Genomic DNA, 20328 nt, shown 5'->3' on the forward strand with positions numbered 1-20328 from the left:
CGTGACCAACAGTGCTAAAAACAAAAGCCATAAAATCCAATCACGAAATAATAATTTCACCTGGTAACGAACTATCGCGAAAAGGAAGGATAATGTCATAATCATAAATTTTTATATCACAAATACACTATTAATATGAATCATAAATAGCACTTTACCCCACCTAAAGTGATTTCATACAATTATTTACATATACTTTATTCTCATCAGAACGTTTTAAATAATCGGTCAACTCCACCAAACCGATTATTTATATTATACTAAATCACAGTTATCGTTAATACCACATCGCTTTCAAAACTAGTAAGCCATCCTGTACTATTCTCTCTTTGGTCCCCTTCAACCGTAATAGTAATTTTATACGTTCCTCGCTCTAAACCTTTTACAAAAAAATGTTTTACATTATTGTTATTATCGAGATTACCTTCTTTAATCTCTACTTTCGCTGTATCTCCTGATGTTTTAAACTTAAGATTTGCAAATGTAAAACCTTCATTGGGTGTCATTAAAATTAATACCTCTTTTGTACTACCCTCAAATACAGTAAAAGTTGTTGGATGTGCCGTAATATCTGGAGGTACAGGAATCCCTGCTTTAGTACTAAAACACAACATGAGCATAGTTATAGCTATTAAAGTAATCTTATTTTTCATAATGATAAATTTTAATGTTAGTAATATTATTTGTGGAGTTTATTTAAATTTTAATTTAACCCATAAAAAATTATCCAACTATTTTCAAAACTCAACAATAATTTTTGTTATCACAATACTAATTTTAGCAAATATATAAAAAAACAACAATAACGCAATTTTTTAAGAACAATTTTTAAAATCAGCACTTTATGGCCACTTACGAATTTTCAATTGATGATTAAAGTACAATACCTAATAAAATAGTCGTATCAAAAATCAATTATACCATCTCTTAATTACTAAATCTCTTAATTTACAATCTACAATCATTTCCATTTGTTATTCCCAAGATTATTTCCGAGATTTGTTCGGGTGCAAACCTCACGTGTAAGGAATAATTTAGAATCATAATGATAAAGCTGTTTTTCGAGTATCTGGCGACCAGACGATACAAAGAGAATGATTTGTCGGACATTACCTGGGCGTTATGTCATGCCTGTCCGGATTTTAAACGGATCTTCATTCATTTCTTTTTTCCCGATTTGGAGATAGACCTGATCGAATACTTCGAGAGGGAGACAAGGGATGACGACGAGGGGGACAGTCGGGTCGACTTTTTAATCAGAATAAAAGGGGACGACAAACCCTTCTTAATCGAGGTTAAGATTGGAGACCGGAATCATCATTTCGGCCAATATGAAAAAGCATATCATGTGGGTAAAGAGAGACTCGGGTACATCACCAATTACTCGTTACATATGAGTGGGTATATGACCAAAACATGGGAGATGTTTTTCGATGAATTGGCCGAACAGATAAAATATATTCAGGAGGATGATTCCCTTAAACTTATTAACGGCTACTCTTCCTATCTTCAGAATGTTTGCGGCATAATAAAATTCAATAAAGCTATGAAATTAGACGGTATGTATTCTCTGTATCAGTTGATGGTTGAATTACGTAAATTAATCAACCGATCGGAAGAAGATTTTACGTTAGAACTGTATTCCGATAAAAACGGGAACAGAAATGGAGTTCAGGGACTTTATTTCAGGATTGATTATACCACCGAAAAGATCGCCCCGACTTGGGCCTGGATCGGAATCTATTACAACAGGGAAAAACCGTTAATCTGTATCTCATTCTCAAAAGATGAAGGGTGGGGAAAACCTGTTTACGATATCCTATCCGAATCGGTAAAAGAAAACGGTATTTATGCCGCTTCTCCCTACAAGGAGGGTAACTCCTACTGGTTCGAACTATCGGCAAAAAAACACGAGGAATTCGAAACGCTCCCGTTGCAAGAACAACGGGAACTATTAAAAAATTTCATGGATGAAGTGATCAGGTATCCGCTAAAGGCATTTAAACAATAAATTCCTCACGGGCTTTCCTAATTTATTCCAAAATACCTTCAGGCATATGCATGGAGCAGTCCATCATTCCCTTGGCTTTGTAAAAGGTACTCGTTTCTGTCAGATGCAAGAAATAAATCCGGGGTCCGATACTACGGGAAGATTTCTCCAAAGACTTTTCCCATCCTAATTCAAATACGGTATTCATCACGTCGAAAACGCCCCCGTCACTTCCTGACAAACCAAACTTGCGAACGACCGCCGTTTCCGTCTCGTCTTTATAAGTAAGCGTTAAATAAGGCGCATTGTTCTTCACTGTAATTTCATAACTACCTTTTAAGACCGGTTCCCCTGCAGGTCCGTTAAAACTCTCTGCCTTATCAAACAGATAAAATTCATTTTTATCATTCTTTACAAGGAATAAATTCGTCTCGGATTTAAAAACCGGAAGATCACTTTTAACCAACACAAACCCTAAATAAATATCCGTTACTTTTATTTTCAATTTTACCGTCTCTCCCGCTCCATTATCCCTTATAGATAGAATCGTTTCACCCTTTTTTTTCGCTTGAATTAAAAGATTATCCGTATTTAAACCGATAGAAGCATCCAGTAATTGCGGATTTTCCACATCGATCGTATAATCTCCGCTACCGTCCACAAAAGAAATACTCTCTCTCATCCCCATCCGGACTTCATAAAAAAGATCGGGGAATCTTATGGGATAAATCTCTTCCGTTTCTTTATTTCCGCTACACCCCCAAAAACAACCCGCCAACAAAAGCATTAAAAATACATTTATCAAACCAATCCGTTTCATAATAAAACCTTCTAAAAACAGCCAACCAAGTTTCATTTCAATGTTAAAATACGTACTACCGATAAGTTTGACAAATATAGAAGTTATACATCGAAACGACACTTTTTTATATTAAAATCCTTATTTTTATATATAAAATCGCATTAAAAGTAAAATCGTCTTTTCCGTTTTGTATCTTTTACATTCAAAGTAATCCGCCTTTTTTAAGGTTCTTCTCTTTTTTACCAACTTCGCCGTAGATCATTCGTGCCAGTCGCAGAACGGACCTATCAGCCTTTTATACATCTTGGTTTTTCAACCGGATAAAAGAAAGACACGCACTTGTTCCCGATCCGTATAACCCTAAAATGATAAGTAGGGTAAACCTGCACCCCGCCTGAGTAGATTGTATCGTCTTTCGGACAAAAAATCCGGCTCCATGCCCGATAAACTTGCCCTTTCGAAAAACTCACTCCTGTTTACTGGAATATCGGATGAAGAATACACGATCAAAGAGCGAAAAATAAAAAGCCTCCAAAGGATCGACTATCTCTATTTCAATAAACAATAAAGTTGCTATTAGTATAAAAAAGAGTCCGGAAAGTAAATTTCCGGACAACTCTATTAAAACCTAAATACAAACATTAAAAGAATCAATCGTAAGTAAAATTGGCTAAATTGCCATACTTATAAATAGCGTGAACAACTTTACCTAAATTATCTACACTATGCAACACTTTCACTTCCCGGCCAAGTAGCTGGTCGGCCACATCAAAAATAACGAATTTACCGTTTTCAAGAGCAACACCTAAATGCTGGCATGTCTTATCGGCACACAGAGAAACAATTCGTTCCCCTTCAAAATCTTTATAAAGATTGGTCTTATTCGTTGCCAGATCGAGATAATAAAGTTGATCGGAATTAGCCCCGGTTGTAAAGAAAATATAAGGACGCCTCCTGAGTAAAAAATAAAGACTTTGTTCGTTAAATAATCCATTCCCCGTGATTCTCGGTTCCTCTATCTTCATGACTTCGAGCCCTCCCCCCACTATATACTGGATCATATATTGCTGGAGCTTGTATTGATTTTGAGGGTCTTTAAAAATAGAGACAAACTCGCAAGACTGTTGGCCCTCCAAATAAGCTCCCGTGTAAACCATCTTGTTCTCTCCGATATTATTCAACGGGATTGCTCCTTCCGGATAGCTTTTACAATACAGATCCGTTAGTTTACCCGCGAGACTGTTATTTCGCGTAAGCGAACCGACAAGTCGATTGTTCGTCTCATCAAACAAAACGGTAAATTCGGCCCTCGACTCTGCCACGGAAATCAAAGCTCCGATTTTCAACTCTTTACCGTTATCCGCTAAAGGAAGAGTACTGTAACGATTGGTATGCAAACTGTTAGGATTGGCTTTACGGCTAAATACCCGGCCGTCCTCGTTCAGTATATAATTAATATATCCGGCATAAGAAGCATCCACCGGAGCAAAATTTTCCGGCAAGCTCTCCCCGATAAATTCCTGTTGGGTCGTCACCTTTTTCTGTAAACTTCTTCCATCTATCTCTACGCATCCCAACCCTCCGCGCTGAATAACGAGGACTTCAGAAATACCGCGACTCGTGGTATAATGTTCCACCATTCTTAAGGGAGTAGAACCTAACCCCTCTCCATTCAACTTCTGATAAAAATCGACATAATCGGTGTATACTCCGCCTTTTTCTTGGATATAGCAATATTCCGATTTCCCGTTCCTGTCATATAATACCATCCACCCCGTCTCGTAAGGAGTAACCTGATCGACACTAAAATTAACAATATATTGGCAATTCGTCAGGGTATCGACAACACGAAACTCACCGTAAGTTTCTCCTAATTCAGGCCAGGAAGCATTACAATTCCGAGAAGTGGAAATCAGCTCCGATGCCAGATACCATTCATACTTAAAGTAAGCGGTATCCTTGGGATTTTTAAACGTTATCTCGGGTTCTATCACGATAGGATCCCCCATGATCAGGTTGGGAAAATATTTCTTAGGTAACTTAACCGTCACCTCGTTGATATTTTTATAATCATAATTTCCCTTATCATCGTAACAGGATTGTAGAAATAAAACTCCTATAATCCAATAGAACATAAATTTGATTTTCATAGACCAACATTTTAAAGTTTAACCAATAACAGGCACATTCATGTTATTTCCATCTTCGTCAATGACGGGAGTCCCCGCTTTTTCCTTTTCCAACAAATAGTATTTAAAAGAGCGAGCCAGATACCATATAGTATCAGACGACAAGTCGGTCAGATCACCTACTCCGGTTACCTTCATAAATTCCCGAAATTTCTTTTCGGTATAAGGTCCCAGGTAACTGTCTATAATCGTCTGATTCCACCATTCCGGTGGAGCGATAATGTCGCTAAAGCGAATGATATTTTGCGTGTACTCATACTGTCCGGGAGAAAACAGAGCATTCTTTTCGATTCTCAACACGAGTCGTACACTCTTTTCCCTTAAATCAGGAGCATTATTGATTTTAAAATACACCGTATCGACAACTCGATTGGCCCGGAGAAGAAATTTCTCCGGAAAAGAGTAATGCTTGGTTTCAACCGTACTGTTTTTCGTGTCTACCGATAACTTAAATTCCCGGTCATAATTCGTTGTATTTCCTATCAACTTAATTCCGACGGGAACAGTCAAAGAGGTTGAATCCGGATAATAGAAAAAAGAGTAAGTTATCGAATCCGCGTAACTCTTTTCAAAGAAAAGGTATTGCCGAGTAGTATTAAAAGCCTCTATCTCATCCTTCGAGCAAGCTCCGATCAATAATATTCCGATGATATAAAAAATATATTTTCTCATAATGTCTATGTTTTAGTGAATAGTTTCGATATCCGGTAAAGGAAGTATAAACTTGTTCCCCATCTGAATCTGTTTTTTACCATCCAAAACAGGACGATTCAGACGTTTATACATAAAAAACAACTGCCCTTCCCCTATAAAATCCTTTCGGGCATCATACACAAGTTCATCCATAAAAGTAGACTCCGTCACGGTATATGGAATATCCGTCTTACATCCCCGGGCCAAACGTAACTCATTCAACAAATCGACGGCTTGCTTTTTATCCGTATCCACCAAACATTCACACATGATATAATAGATCTCACTCAATCGGATATAAGGAATAATCGGTCCCTGGTAACTGTTCACGTTATTTATTTTTTCGTCCGCCCGCATGTATTTCAAAGCTTCCTGATGCCCTTTGTTATTAGGTGTGATCAAATAAACCAACCGATAGTCGTCTTCGTTCCCCTCGAACATCTCCTCTACATTTTTCAAAGGCATCTCTCCTCGTTTGTTGTAATACTCCTCATACAGATCCAACAATTTTGAATTATACAATCCTAAAATAATCCCGTCATACAATTTTCTGGAACGTTTCAGGATAGAACTTGTGATATCATTAGCCGGAGTCAGCCTCAAATGGTCGTAATAATTGTATTTCTGCACATAGGAGTCATATATGTAACGGGCATGCTTATAAGCATTCGTCTTATCCCCTGCATACAGGTATACCCTTGCCAATAGCGCATCGGCTGCATACAAATTAAAGCGGGTCCCTCTCAAACGAAAAAACATATCTTTATCCGTCATCAAATTGCCGGTAAGCCGCCCGGCAAGCCTCTCGAGATCCATATTCAAACTGTCGTGGGGAGCAACCAGTCTCCGGGCTTTCACCAAATCATCAATCACATGCCCGAGAAAATCGTCTATTGTCAGATAAGGTTCAGACGTCGAAGGATAAATCGTGAAATAGGGAATGTAATTCCCCGAAGGGTTCGTTGCCGGAGCGGGAGCAAATAACCGGAGCATGTCAAAATGAAGCATAGCCCTTACCCCCAGAGCCTCGCCTAAAATTAAGTCCCTCTCCTCTTCCCCCAATTCAAATTTACCCGGTTCTATATTATTGATATTGGCAATGATATTATTGCAGTTGGCTATCGCATTATACGTATTTAACCATATATCCGAGATAATAGTATTAACCGAGGCGTTTTCATAATCATATTCCATTGCTGCCTTATACTCGGTAGAAATAATAGGATCGTAATATTGTGAAATAGCACTCAGAAATCCCCAGCTAAGTTCACGTCCGTAAAGTTTCCCCTCCGCCAGATTAAGATAAATCCCGTTCAATGCATTTCGAAATCCTTGCGCCTCACTCAAGAGATAATCCGAATCGATCTCGTCTTCCGCATCCAACGAGAGCCAACTGTTACAAGAGTTTGCCCAAAAAAGGATCGTAAGTAAATATAAAATAGTATATCGTTTCATGGCCTATTAATCATTAAATTAGAAACTTGCATTCAAAGTAAAATTAAACGTCCGGGCAAAAGGATAGGAAAGCCCCCGTTCCCGCTTAATACTGGAGAAATGAGCTATATCCTTCATATTAAATTGCAAACGTAGCATACTGAATCCTATCTTTTTCAACAATTCAGGATTAAAATCGTATCCTATGGTCAACGAATTAAAGTCCAATGTATTGTTATTTTGACAGAAACGAGAGGTCGGGCGAGTTACCTTTTTATCCGCATCTTTTATCGTTTTGAACTTGGCAATATCACCCGGTTGCTTCCAACGATCGGTCAATACGCGTTTATCCGCGTTATTGCGAAAATCCACATTCTCCACGTTATCTACAAGAGTTTGGTTATAAGCCTGTCCTCCCAGTTCATACATGAAAGTAGCCGATAAGGTGAAACCTTTATATCGGGCGTTAATACCGAAAGCTCCTTGTACATCCGGTTCACTATCCCCGATAATCACCTGTTCCGAAGAGTTCCAATCGTAGGTCACCGACCCATCCCTGTTCACGAGAATCTCATTACCGTCGGCCGGATTTATACCTAAAGACTTCATCCCCCAGATGGACGTCAACGACCCTCCTTCCGTGTATTTCATAAACGGTTTGGCGTACTTGGCATCTTTAGCCGTATTGGCATTCTTGTTATACTCATCAAAGTATTCGTCAACCCGGTCATTATACTCTTTCAACGAGTTGGAAATCTTCAATATTTTATTTTTATTATGTGCCAGATTGACAAAAGCAGAAAGGTATATGTCCCTTTCGTTAATGATATCCCCTTTAAGATCCAGCTCGATCCCCCTGTTCTGTACCTCTCCCATATTATCGGTATAGGTCGTAAAACCGGAAGAAGCGGGAATTGTAATGGAATTTACCATATCAACCGTTTTTTTGTTATACCATGATCCTACAAGCTTAACGCGATCGTTCAAGAGTCCGATATCGGCACCGATATTCAACGTATTTGTCGTTTCCCAACCGAGTTTTTCGTTACCCATGTATTTCATGTATACGCCGAATCCGGTTGAATACCATTTATCGTTGATCGTCTTATAGGTATGCTTGGCAGCATAGGGAGCAAAATTAACCTTTCCGGTCTGTCCGTAGGTAGCCCGGACTTTCAATTGACTGAAAATACTGTTCCCTTTCAAAAAATCGTAATTGTGGAAATTGATTCCGAATCCACCGGACCAAAAAGGAGCCGTCCGGTTATCGTTTCCGAACTCCGAAGAACCGTCGAGCCTTCCGGAAAGATCGAAAAGGTAGATATCGTCATACGTGTAATTCAACGAGATAAAGGCGCCGAACAGGCGGGTATGACTTTCTGAAATCATCTTTTTATTCGCTTCTTCCGCCGCATAATTTACCGAATGAAGCTGGCCGGAAGGGAAGCCCCGGTAATGCTCCGATCCACTTTTGGTTTTAGTCTCGATAAAATTAACACCGGCAGAAAAATTCATATTGTGTTTTCCGATCATATTATTATAGCTGATCAACACGTTACCGTCCATCTTGGTCATTTTCGTATCATCTATGTACAGATCTCCTCTTTTCCCGTAATCGGAAGAAGAGTAAGACATGTAAGTACTGGAAAGCGGGTCCGTAAATTTCTCGTGTTCACTATAATATTGAGATAAGCTGAGCTGACCTTTGACAAGCAACTGATCCATGACGTACCAATTAATATTCAAATTATCCGTCAATTCGTTATAATTACTCTTATCGTAATTATGCAGATGTGCTTCATACATAGGATTCAACCGTTGCAACGTTCCGATGGAACTATTCCAGCTCTGGGTAGTCTGCATATAACTGCCATCTTCATTTTTATAATAATCGTAAGGATTTTTCTTCGTGTAATCGGAAAAACTGCCGTAAGGAGATTCGCGGGAACTCATCTTATCGTAAGTAACCATGTTTCGTATCTGGATCTTTTTGAAACGATAATCCAAATAAAAATCACCGCCATAAGTATTTCGATACGACTTTTTCATTACTCCGTTTTGACCGTTATAACGAAGGGATATTCCGTAACGGATCTCGTTAGTTCCTCCTTCCACGTAAAGAGAGTGCTTATGGTTGAATTGAGTGGTCAACGGCAAAGAGAGCCAATACGTATCCACTCCCTTGATGATATTATTCAATTTGGCGTGATACTCGGCATTTTTTTCCGCCTGCTCTTTATCATCTTTCCCTTCAAATAACCCGGCTAAAACTTCCGTCTCCAACTTCTCCCGGGCATTCATTAAATTATAATCGGACAGATCGGGAGTTGTGATGGCACCTGTAAAGGTATAGGATACCTGTAACTCTCCCGGCTTGGGTGCTACCGACTCGATAACAATTACACCGTTAGCCGCTCTTGATCCATAAATCGCCGTAGCTGCCGCATCTTTCAAAATATTGATACTCTGTATCCGGTTCGGGTCCAGATCGTAAATTTTCTCTATTTTGACCTCATATCCGTCTAAAATAAAAACCGGGTTATTCGGATTATTCTCCAACGAAGTCCGGGAAACATCTCCCTTATCCAATTCTTTCACACCGATCCCCGAACGACCGCGCACGTAAAACTCCGGTAACGTGTTGGGATCGGACCCCATCTCGTTATTCCTTACGATACGTAGAGAGGGATCATATACCTGCAATACGTCGATTACATTCGTAGGAGATACTTTTAATATATCATCTTTCTCCACCCGGGTCGAAGCTCCCGTAAAACTGGACTTTTTAACATTGGAATAACCGGTAACCACCACGTCCTGCAAATTTTCTTTCTTCTCGTTCAGAGTCACTTTTATCTCTTTCTGATCGGTAATCTTCACCTCCCGCGTCTCGTAACCCAAAAAGCTGACAACCAGCACTAATTCTTTGACATCGGGAATTTTCAATTCAAATTTTCCCTCCGTATCCGCAGCGATCCCTACCCGAGTCCCTTTGATAACAATAGTGGTACCCGGCAACGGGATTCCCGCCTCATCCATAACAATTCCGGTAATCTTCCGTTCGATCAAAGTCTTATTCTTTTCTTTTACTTTGATAACCACGGTACTATCTACAAATTGATAGGTAAAATCGGTCTTCTCCAAACAAAGTTCAAGTACTTGTTTAAAAGGTTTATTATCCGCCTTTACGGTTATACGGGGAGCCTTGTTGACAAGCTCCAGATTATAGAGGAATTCATATCCCGTTTTGCTTTTCAAATCCTTAATCACATTAACAAGCGTCTCATTTTTAAAGTCAACGCTGATAATTTTATCCGGAGTCTGCTTTCCTGATCCCGCGAAAGCAAGCGGCATATAGCATAAGGTAAATGTAAATAACAGATACCATCGCAATTTGTTGTAAACGTTTTGTTTCATAAATTACAGTTTGACAATGTTTTAGATATTAGTTCTAAAAATTAACACGTGAAAATTTTTACATACTATTCTTTTAAACGGTTAAACATAAACACATAACTTCCCCTTTTACCGGATTTATCATCCGATAATAAATGATTTGGATTAAAAATTATTGAGTCATTTACGTGCCGCTTCAGATTGATATCAAGATACAAAAACAGCACTTTATACGCGTATCATTCTTTTGCTATCACAATTATTTCATCATTTTCAAGTTCAAATCTTACATGAGTCGTTAGCTCTATCACGTTACATACGTCTTTAATATTCCCATACTTAGGCACACTTCCGACAAAATGATAGCTCTTTGCTTTCTCATCTCGGAATTTCACTCCTACGCCATACCACCTGGATAACTTCTTCATGATATTTTCCAAACTCTCCCCGTCAAAATAAAAACGGTCCTTCATCCATGTCGCGTAATAATTCACATCGACCTTTCTGACCGAGACCTTTCCCTCCTTCACGAGAGCCTGCTCCCCGGGAATCAGTATGCGCCGCACCTCGTCATGTCGCATTTCGATCTTCCCCCTAACCAACGTGGTATGGGAATAATTGTCTTCGCTATAATCCATTATATTAAAAGCCGTTCCCAATACCCGGATCATATAATCTTTTGTTTTTACAATAAAAGGCTTCTCCTTATTCTCGGCAACATCGAAAAAAGCCTCTCCATCTAAGTATACTTCCCGAACCGAATCGGAAAAAAGCACTGGATATTTCAAGGAAGAAGAAGAGTTTAACCAAACCCGGGTTCCGTCAGAAAGAGTAACATCGTATTCTCCCCGGACGGGAACCACCAATGTATTATAGATTTTCTCCACACTATCCCCCACTTGGGAAACATAAGCAATTCCATTGTTATTTTGGGTAAAAATGCGAGTTCCGTTACTTTCCGTTATATCAAGCGTATCTTGAGTGAGAACGACAGGTGTTCCGTCAGACGTGTAAAGGATCGCTTTTTTCTCTCCGGGAGAGATTGACGTTAAAGCCGGAATTGAATTTTTAGAAACACGATTCGAATCTACGTGTAGAAAATAGAGGCAACATCCCAAAACAGGCAGTATAAATAGGGCTGCATAGGTTATAAAACGAATCCGTCGTCTTCGTCGGACAACCTCCTGAACTTTTCGATTCATCTTCGCCCAGTATTCCGGTCTTTGCAATTTTTTCATCTCGGCCCAGTCTCGAAGAAGCTGTTCGTTTATATTTTTCTGTTCATTCATCATAATTCGATCCGGTTTTCTATAATAAGAACAAGTAAGGTTTAAAATCTACCTAGTCTATTTTCAACTTTTTTTGCAGCATGTTAAGATTTAACATTTCGGAAGAAAATAAGCAGGAGTAACAACTGCTTTCGCAAATGCTTAAAAGCAGTAGACATATGAGCTTTAACCGTATGATAAGATATATTTAATTGCACAGCAACATCCTCATAACGTTGTTGTTGCAAATAAACACGGGTAAATATATCCTTACATTTATCAGGTAAAGCCTCTATGGCCTCATCAAGCTGTTCCAATTGCTTCATATGCTCGATCTCTTCCTGAATCTCTTTATCGGGTATTTGATCTTGCTCAGAAGATATAGGAATATATTTATTCAAAGAAGAGTGAAGGTAATTTAAGGAGGCATTTTTCACACATGTAAATAAAAAAGAAGGAGAAGCCTGTCCTAAACGTCCGGATTCAAACAAACGCAAAAACACATCCTGAACGATATCCTCTGCAGGCTCGGAATTTTTTATCAAGTTTCTGGAATAGAGCACCAAATGACTAAAATAACGTTTAAACAGCTCTTCCAATACTAATATTTGATCCTTTTCCACCGGTTTGGTATTACTCTCTCTTTGATCGTTCCTGATCAAAATTCAATTTATACACGGACGTGGAACTATTAACTCACTCACAAGGATATTCTTCACATCTAAATTAAAAAAATAGTTTTCACCTTCTGAATTAAATTAAACGCCCTTTTATTATTAGTTATCACCATCCATAACACAAGACTAAGCAAATGTATAATTTCTTCTGAGACGAACAAAAACTCCCCCGAAAATTAAGTTTTGAGAATTCTCTGCCTACAGTCGAACAGGATCGTTATTGGCTTAATACATAAAACAAAAGAGGAAACCGGATAGGTATATCAAAAAAATAGCCTGATAGCATATGGTCTATCAGGCTATTTAGTACCCAGAACAGGACTCGAACCTGCACAGCCGTACGGCCACTAGTCCCTGAAACTAGCGTGTCTACCAATTCCACCATCTGGGCATAAAACGAAGAACTCGTTTAGGAAAAAAAACCTTGCAACTCACCTGCTGCAAGGCCTTCCGTTCATGTTGTCCAACCAGGATTCGAACCTGGACTGACAGAACCAAAATCTGCTGTGCTACCGTTACACAATTGGACAATCTTTTTCTTATCGCAACGTTTTTTCCGTTTTTGACGCTGCAAATGTAGAACATTTTTCTATTTCCCACAAAGAAAATGCGGAAAAATTCAAACAAAATAGTTATTTTCGTGCTGCCAAATGGATACATTTTTGGTCACCTGATTGAATATTAACGCGTAATAATAAATTCATAACACGAAAAAAGCATGTGCAAAATTAAAAATCACCCTACATTAAGTTATAACGTAATTAATAATGTGACCGGCTGGGTAGCGTTCTTAATTGCCAGCACAACTTACTTGCTCACGATAGAGCCGACGGCCAGCCTTTGGGACTGCGGGGAGTTTATCACGACCTCTGTCGGTTTACAGGTAGGTCACCCTCCCGGAGCGCCTTTATTCATGATTATATCGAGGCTATTTGCCATTTTTGCTCCGAGCCCGGAAACACAGGCGATTATGATCAACAGCATGTCGGCCCTGGCATCCGGATTTACAATACTATTTTTGTTCTGGACCATTTCACATTTAGCCAAAAAGTTGATTGTCGGGAAGTCGGAAGAGTGTACCTTAGGACAAATGCTCGGTATTATGGGGGCAGCTTTCGTGGGAGCTTTGACTTACACTTATACGGATACATTCTGGTTCTCTGCCGTCGAGGGTGAAGTATACGCTCTTTCCTCTTTATTTACGGCCGTCGTGTTCTGGGCAATTTTAAAATGGGAGAATGTGGCGTTTCAGCCCTATGCCAATCGTTGGCTGGTCTTCATAGCATACATGATCGGACTATCCATCGGCGTGCACTTGTTAAACTTACTGGTTATTCCGGCCATTGTGTTTATCTACTATTTTAAAAAATACGAACCGACAAGAGCCGGAATCATCAAATCGGCAGCGATTTCCATCCTATTATTAGGAGTAATCATGTGGGGAATTATCCCGGGTGTTATCGTCGTAGCCGGATGGTTCGAACTCCTGTTTGTCAACGGAATGGGATTACCGTTTAACACGGGTGTGGCCGTTTATGCACTATTATTGGTTGCCGGATTGACTTATGGAACCTATTATACATTAAAACACAATCATACCGTATTCAACACGGCATTAACTTGTGTGATCGTCATGTTGATCGGATATTCGTCTTACGCGATGGTTGTTATCCGTTCCGTAAGCGATCCTCCTATCGATGAAAACAGCCCGGACAATGTATTTGCCTTGCAATCTTATCTGAACCGTGATCAATACGGACACGAACCACTACTGTACGGTCCTTATTTCAATGCCGTGCCCAAAGAGATGAAAGAAGGTAGTGCCGTTTATTACCAGAATAAGCACACGGGAAAATACGATGTGGTGGGCCACTCCTCCGAAATGGTATACGATGAACGCTTCTGTACCATTTTACCGCGCATGTGGAGTTCTTCACGACCGGAAGGAGCCTATACCCAGTGGTCCGGACCATTAGCCGGTCCTACCTATATGGTTGACAACAAAGCCGTCCGAATACCGAGCTTCTGGAACAATTTGAAATTCATGTTCCGCTATCAGTTGGGACATATGTACCTTCGCTATTTCATGTGGAATTTTTCGGGGCGCCAGAATGACATTCAGGGACACGGAGATTTCCGTTATGGGAACTGGATCACCGGTATTCCGTTTATAGATAATATTTTGGTCGGCGATCAAAGCCTGATGCCGGACTCGTTAAAAAACGACAAGGCACGTAATACCTATTATCTTCTACCCTTTATCCTGGGTCTATTGGGTATGTTTTATCAATACCAGAAGAACAAACAAGGGAAAAAAGATTTCTGGGTGGTTATGTTACTTTTCTTTTTCACGGGTATAGCCATCGTACTTTATTTGAATCAATACCCCGGACAACCGAGGGAACGGGACTACGCTTATGCCGGATCGTTCTATGCTTTTGCCATTTGGATCGGCTTCGGAGTACTCTACTTATGGGACTTGCTTCAACGAAAGATGAGTTCCCGAAATGCGGCTATCGCAGCTACACTCGTGTGCTTTTTTGCCGTTCCGGTAAACATGGCGGCAGAGAACTGGGATGATCACGATCGAAGCGGACGTTACGCCACCATCGCTCACGCTAAAAATTACCTGAGTACTTGTGCTCCCAACGCCATTTTGTTTACCTTCGGCGATAACGATACGTTCCCGCTATGGTATGCTCAGGAAGTGGAAGGATTCCGGAGGGACGTGCGTATTGTTAACCTGAGTCTGTTAGCCGGAGATTGGTATATCGACCAAATCAAGCGGAAAACTTACGAAACTCCCGGAGTTCCGATCTCTTTCACGAAAGATCAATACCATGCCGGAGTAAGGGATTTCGTCCTTCTCATGGACAAAATACAAAAACCCTTCGACCTAAGGGATGTCATGGCCTTTGTAGGCATAGACAAACCGGAAGCTAAAATAAACGTATACACGGGAGAAGCCGTAAACTATATTCCTACACGGAACGTTTATATCCCGGTGGACAAAGAGAAAGTTTTAGCCAACGGTACCGTTCGTCCGGAAGATGCCGACAAGATTGTCGACAGGGTTGAAATTCAACTCCCGAACACCAGTTCGTTGAATAAATCCCAATTAATGGTACTGGATATATTAGCCACGAATAATTGGGAACGTCCGGTCTATTTCGGAGTAGGAATGGGTAAAGACAGTTATTTAGGATTTGAAGACTACTTCCAGCTGGAAGGTGCAGCTTACCGGGTAGTGCCCATCAAAACCCAGACAAACGATTATTCTTATGACTTCGGACGAGTGAACAGTACGGTTCTGTACGACAACTTAATGAATAAATTCGTATGGGGAAACATCAAAGATCCGAAAGTGAACATCGACCACTTCCACGACAACACGATTGCCGTGATGAAGTATCGAAATACATTTTTAAGACTGGCTGACAAACTGATGGAAGAAGCACAAATATCGAGTGATTCGAACCAAATTGTACTGGATACGGCAAAAGTAAATGCAGCCGTGAGAGTATTGGATAAATCCTTGGAGGAGATTCCATTGTACCAGGTCCCCGCCGACAATTTCCTAATCAATTATATCTCTGTTTATTATATGGCAGGAGAAGAAGAGAAAGGAAACGAATTATCCAAGGCTTTAGTGTTAGATAACATTCAAAACCTTAGGTACATCTCTTCTCTTTCTCCAGCCCGAAGAGCCGCCGTTCAAGACGACGAGAGAAGAAGTATTCAGGTCGTTCAGGTATTACTGGATATGGCAACGAGGGCGGGACAAAGAGAGTACGTGGAAGAAATCCAACGTTTAGCGGAAGATATGTTTGCTCCCGCCGTTCCTCAACGACGGACAAAACCTTCTTTGGATTCCGTAAATGAAAATAACTAAATAAAAATATATATTGTCCGGAAAGACAAGGCAATCGATGCCGTCTTTTCGGGCAGTATTTTTGTATCAACTATAAACGATAAACAATGATCACGATTGACCATATCAAAGCACTGGCCGAAAGAGGTGAAGCATTGAGGAGGTATCTTTGACATCGATCAGAAAAGGGTACAACTCTCAGAAGAAGAATTAAGAACACAAGACCCCGCCTTATGGGGAAAACCGAAAGAAGCCGAAGCGTTAATGAAGCGGGTCCGGGAATTAAAATCTTGGATCGAGGGTTATGAAAAAACAAAAGCTTCCATAGAAGATTTGACGGTTCTTTACGATTTTGCGAAGGAAGGGGAAGCGACTGAAGAGGAGGTAGATAAACAATACGAAGAGACGGTTAAGATCATCGAAGATATCGAACTCCGCAATATGCTAAGAAAAGAGGAAGACCATTTCGGAGCCGTTTTGAAAATAAATTCCGGAGCCGGAGGTACGGAGAGTCAGGATTGGGCTTCCATGTTAATGCGTATGTACATTCGTTGGGCAGAAGACAACAAATACAAAGTTACGATTAGTAATTTGCAGGATGGCGATGAAGCCGGCATTAAAACCGTAACCATGCAAGTAGAGGGAGACTTTGCCTACGGTTATCTAAAAAGTGAGAATGGCGTACATCGTTTAGTTAGAGTTTCACCTTACAATGCCCAGGGTAAACGAATGACATCGTTCGCCTCTGTCTTTGTCACGCCTTTAGTAGATAACACGATAGAAATCGCAATTAACCCGGCGGACATCACGTGGGATACCTTCCGTTCGGGAGGTGCCGGTGGGCAGAATGTAAACAAAGTGGAGACGGGCGTTCGATTGCGTTACAACTACAAAGACCCGGATACCGGAGAAACCCAGGAGATCCTGATCGAGAACACGGAAACTCGCTCTCAATTGGACAACAGAGAAAATGCGATGCGTTTGTTACGTTCCATGTTGTATGATATGGAGTTGAAAAAACGAATGGCCGCACAAGAAAAAATAGAGAGTAGTAAAAAGAAAATAGAATGGGGATCTCAAATCCGAAGTTACGTGTTCGACGACCGTCGGGTCAAGGATCATCGTACCAATTATCAAACTTCAAACGTACAAGCAGTCATGGACGGAGATATCAGTGAGTTTATCAAAGCCTATCTGATGATGTTTGGAGGGGAGAATTGAAAAATAGAAGAATTGAAACAACATCCATTTTAACCATAACCGTAAATCGAATTATCGTGGATTTTTCAAAATGTAACATACTGATCGTCGGGGATATTATGCTTGATAAATACTATTTCGGGAAGGTCGAGAGGATCTCCCCCGAAGCCCCGGTTCCCATCGTAAACATTGTCTCAGAAGAATCCCGTTTAGGAGGAGCTTCCAACGTGGCGAACAACATCAGTAGTTTGGGAGGAAATGCTTTTCTTTGCGGTGCTATCGGACATGATCTCTTCGGAAAAGAAATTGAACGGATGGGTAGACAAAAAAATATCCGGACTTCATTTATCAAAACCGAACAACCCACGATCGCCAAGGCCCGGGTAATCGGAGGACTCCAACAAATTGTCCGCATTGATTACGAACAAAAATTACGACTGAATGAAAGAGGATACCAACAATTAAAGGAACTCATTTCAAAGCTAATAAAAGAGGTTCATTTGCTGGTTATCTCCGATTACGGGAAAGGATTTATTTCTCAAGAGATCTGTTCTTTTCTTATTCAAACGGCACAAGAACATCATATTCACGTGATCGTAGACCCGAAAGGACAAGAGTGGGAGAAATACGCCGGGGCCGATTTGATAACTCCCAACGTAAAGGAATTGGGAGAAATCACCGGGAAAACGATAAATAACGATGATCGAGAGATTGAAATAGCCGGAAAAACGATTCTTGATCGTTATGGTCTTTCCGCCCTACTCGTGACAAGAAGTGAAAAGGGTATGAGCTTGATCAATCGGCAGGAGACCATTCATATCCCGACTTATTCACAGGAAGTTTTCGATGTCAGTGGAGCGGGCGACACGGTTGTTGCCACTCTTGCTTTAGCCCTCTCTGCAGGAAAAGATATAAAAGAAGCCATGTATATTGCCAATGTGGCCGCAGGGATCGTAGTTACCAAATTGGGTACGGCAACCGTGACACAAGAAGAGTTAAACAAACATCTTGGAAAAAGTTGCTAAACGACAATTAAATATAAATAAAACGAGGTTATCCGATAAAGAATAACCTCTTTTTTATTACGCTTGAATCATAGATACTAAATACTTATGAAATTCCGAACGATCGGTCAGTTCCGGATGAAAAGAGGTCACCAACATATTCTTTTCCTGAGCTGCCACCATATGCCCGTCTATTTCACAAAGGATCTCAACCCCTTTTCCGACCTTCGTAATATAAGGAGCCCGAATAAATACCAAGGGGATCTCCTCCTTTCCGACTTTAGGAATTATCGTGTTAGTAGAAAAACTATCGATTTGACTACCATAAGCATTACGTCGTACACAGATATCCATAGTAGCTAAATGAGTAACCGAATCGTTAACCAACTCCTTAGCCAACAATATCATTCCAGCACAAGTTCCCCACGTGGGCAAGCCCTCTTTTATTTTTTCCCGTAAAGGCTCCATTAAACCGGTACGATTCAATATTTTCCCCATTGTCGTACTCTCCCCGCCCGGCAATATAATGGCATCGATTTCATTCAATTGTTCGGGGTATTTTATAATTACAGGTTCTTGTCCGATTTTTCGGATATGCTGTTCATGTTCTATGATAGCCCCCTGAAACCCCAATATTCCAATTTTTTTCATCTTCCTAACTTTTAGCCTCCCCTAATGTGTCTATTCAGCCAGAAACAAAGAAGAATTTCAGGGATCTGAAAACTCGTCTCCCCGAAATCCTTTTCCATTTCCATTCTTGCAATTTACCAGCCGCGATCGGCATATTTATTTTCCAACGTATTAATCTCCAAACCAGACATAGGTTCACCCAAATTCTCCGATAGTTCGGCCAATTTAACCGGATCGTTATAATACGTAGTAGCCAACACGATTGCCTTTGCCCGTTTAGCAGGATCTCCCGATTTAAAAATACCGGAACCTACAAATACCCCTTCACATCCCAATTGCATCATCAAAGCGGCATCAGCAGGAGTAGCGATACCACCGGCTGCAAAATTTACTACAGGCAATTTCCCGTTTTCATGTACATATTTCACAAGATCGTACGGTGCTCCCAACTCTTTAGCGATAGACATCAAAGCCTCTACCGGCGCACCTTGTACCATCTTTATATCATTGTTCAACTGACGCATATGTTTCACAGCCTCCACTACATTACCCGTACCGGCCTCTCCTTTGGTACGCATCATAGCCGCTCCCTCACCTATACGTCTCAAAGCCTCACCCAAATTACGACATCCGCATACAAACGGAACTTTAAAAGCAGTTTTATCCACATGGTATAAGTCATCAGCAGGAGTCAACACTTCACTCTCGTCAATGAAATCAATACCGATAGCTTCTAATATTTGAGCTTCCACGAAATGTCCGATTCTTACTTTTGCCATTACAGGAATAGATACGGCTTGCTTTATTGCTTTTATCATATGCGGATCCGACATTCTGGCAACACCACCATCTCTACGAATATCCGAAGGCACTCTTTCCAATGCCATCACGGCACATGCACCGGCAGCTTCAGCTATCTTTGCCTGTTCTACATTGGTAACATCCATGATTACCCCACCTTTTAACATCTGTGCAAGGTTCTTGTTTAGTTCATACTTTCCCATAAGGTACGCGTTTTATAAATTACTAAAAAATTACATATCGCCTTTGTTTTTCCCTTTCAATATTTCTTTAAAAAGGATTCATAATGGCGAGCAAATATACGGACTTTAGTTTATAATAAAGTATTTTCTCTTTATTTTATTATCAATCTAAAACTACAAAAGGTCCGTCA

Annotated in this window: 15 protein-coding genes, 2 tRNA genes and 1 pseudogene; 6 read left to right on the forward strand and 12 right to left on the reverse strand. The window is 40.4% G+C overall.

Translation table 11 applies throughout. From position 1 onward, the window contains the following. Positions 1-260: 260 nt before the first annotated feature. On the reverse strand, positions 261-653 hold the full coding sequence (locus DMB45_RS13720) for a hypothetical protein (protein WP_041502573.1): 393 nt from the start codon (positions 651-653) through the stop codon (positions 261-263). 392 nt (positions 654-1045) lie between these two features. On the opposite strand from DMB45_RS13720, the gene DMB45_RS13725 reads away from it, so the two are divergent. Further along, complete coding sequence (locus tag DMB45_RS13725) at positions 1046-2011, forward strand: hypothetical protein (protein ID WP_041502572.1); 966 nt, start codon at positions 1046-1048, stop codon at positions 2009-2011. A gap of 22 nt (positions 2012-2033) precedes the next feature. On the opposite strand, the gene DMB45_RS13730 is transcribed toward DMB45_RS13725, so the two are convergent. Next, the gene (locus DMB45_RS13730; protein WP_146216454.1) at positions 2034-2810 is read right to left on the reverse strand and encodes a hypothetical protein; all 777 of its coding nucleotides are present in this window, start codon (positions 2808-2810) and stop codon (positions 2034-2036) included. 239 nt (positions 2811-3049) lie between these two features. Between DMB45_RS13730 and DMB45_RS13735 the strand changes: the two are divergent. Then, a pseudogene (locus DMB45_RS13735) lies at positions 3050-3187 on the forward strand (DUF1848 family protein); the annotation flags it as partial. Positions 3188-3228: 41 nt separating this feature from the next. After that, complete coding sequence (locus DMB45_RS15020; RefSeq protein ID WP_262509248.1) at positions 3229-3360, forward strand: hypothetical protein; 132 nt, start codon at positions 3229-3231, stop codon at positions 3358-3360. Positions 3361-3442: 82 nt separating this feature from the next. Here DMB45_RS15020 and DMB45_RS13740 read toward each other — a convergent pair whose 3' ends face one another. From DMB45_RS13740 to DMB45_RS13775, 8 genes are all read right to left on the reverse strand, one after another. After that, entirely contained in the window at positions 3443-4942 is a 1500-nt protein-coding gene (locus tag DMB45_RS13740) for a PKD-like family lipoprotein (RefSeq protein ID WP_110688853.1), read from the reverse strand. Positions 4943-4960: 18 nt separating this feature from the next. After that, complete coding sequence (locus DMB45_RS13745; protein WP_110688854.1) at positions 4961-5653, reverse strand: DUF4843 domain-containing protein; 693 nt, start codon at positions 5651-5653, stop codon at positions 4961-4963. A 12-nt stretch (positions 5654-5665) separates the two neighbouring features. After that, positions 5666-7129 (reverse strand): RagB/SusD family nutrient uptake outer membrane protein, encoded by a 1464-nt coding sequence (locus DMB45_RS13750; RefSeq protein WP_041502568.1) that lies wholly within the window; start codon positions 7127-7129, stop codon positions 5666-5668. 18 nt (positions 7130-7147) lie between these two features. Beyond that, positions 7148-10525 carry a SusC/RagA family TonB-linked outer membrane protein gene (locus DMB45_RS13755; protein ID WP_110688855.1) on the reverse strand — a complete coding sequence of 1126 codons (3378 nt, stop codon included), beginning with the start codon at positions 10523-10525 and terminating at the stop codon, positions 7148-7150. Between the two features lie 218 nt (positions 10526-10743). Continuing rightward, entirely contained in the window at positions 10744-11796 is a 1053-nt protein-coding gene (locus DMB45_RS13760; protein ID WP_041502566.1) for a FecR family protein, read from the reverse strand. A gap of 80 nt (positions 11797-11876) precedes the next feature. Continuing rightward, on the reverse strand, positions 11877-12434 hold the full coding sequence (locus DMB45_RS13765; RefSeq protein ID WP_041505570.1) for an RNA polymerase sigma factor: 558 nt from the start codon (positions 12432-12434) through the stop codon (positions 11877-11879). Between the two features lie 322 nt (positions 12435-12756). Continuing rightward, positions 12757-12840, reverse strand: a tRNA-Leu gene (locus tag DMB45_RS13770). A gap of 68 nt (positions 12841-12908) precedes the next feature. Next, a tRNA-Gln gene (locus DMB45_RS13775) sits at positions 12909-12979 on the reverse strand. Positions 12980-13167: 188 nt separating this feature from the next. Here DMB45_RS13775 and DMB45_RS13780 point away from each other — a divergent pair. The 3 genes from DMB45_RS13780 to rfaE1 all read left to right on the forward strand — a co-directional run bounded on the left by DMB45_RS13780 (position 13168) and on the right by rfaE1 (position 18545). After that, positions 13168-16341: a glycosyltransferase family 117 protein gene (locus DMB45_RS13780; RefSeq protein WP_052634413.1), complete on the forward strand. Its 3174-nt coding sequence runs from the start codon at positions 13168-13170 to the stop codon at positions 16339-16341. A gap of 86 nt (positions 16342-16427) precedes the next feature. Continuing rightward, positions 16428-17541 (forward strand): peptide chain release factor 2 gene (gene prfB, locus DMB45_RS13785; protein ID WP_110688856.1). Its coding sequence is split into 2 segments (ribosomal slippage): positions 16428-16490 and positions 16492-17541, totalling 1113 coding nucleotides; the frame shifts between segments, so codons are not numbered across the junction. A gap of 56 nt (positions 17542-17597) precedes the next feature. Next, positions 17598-18545 (forward strand): D-glycero-beta-D-manno-heptose-7-phosphate kinase, encoded by a 948-nt coding sequence (gene rfaE1 / locus DMB45_RS13790; RefSeq protein WP_052634411.1) that lies wholly within the window; start codon positions 17598-17600, stop codon positions 18543-18545. 57 nt (positions 18546-18602) lie between these two features. Here the strand turns inward: rfaE1 and pdxT are convergent, their stop codons facing one another. Together pdxT and pdxS are read right to left on the reverse strand one after the other, a co-directional pair. Beyond that, positions 18603-19175 (reverse strand): pyridoxal 5'-phosphate synthase glutaminase subunit PdxT, encoded by a 573-nt coding sequence (gene pdxT, locus DMB45_RS13795; protein ID WP_041502563.1) that lies wholly within the window; start codon positions 19173-19175, stop codon positions 18603-18605. Positions 19176-19288: 113 nt separating this feature from the next. Then, entirely contained in the window at positions 19289-20158 is an 870-nt protein-coding gene (gene pdxS / locus DMB45_RS13800; protein WP_041502562.1) for a pyridoxal 5'-phosphate synthase lyase subunit PdxS, read from the reverse strand. Positions 20159-20328: the final 170 nt, after the last annotated feature.

Origin of the sequence: Sanguibacteroides justesenii (assembly GCF_003204205.1) — a bacterium.
Taxonomy (GTDB): Bacteria; Bacteroidota; Bacteroidia; order Bacteroidales; family Marinifilaceae; genus Gabonibacter; species Gabonibacter massiliensis.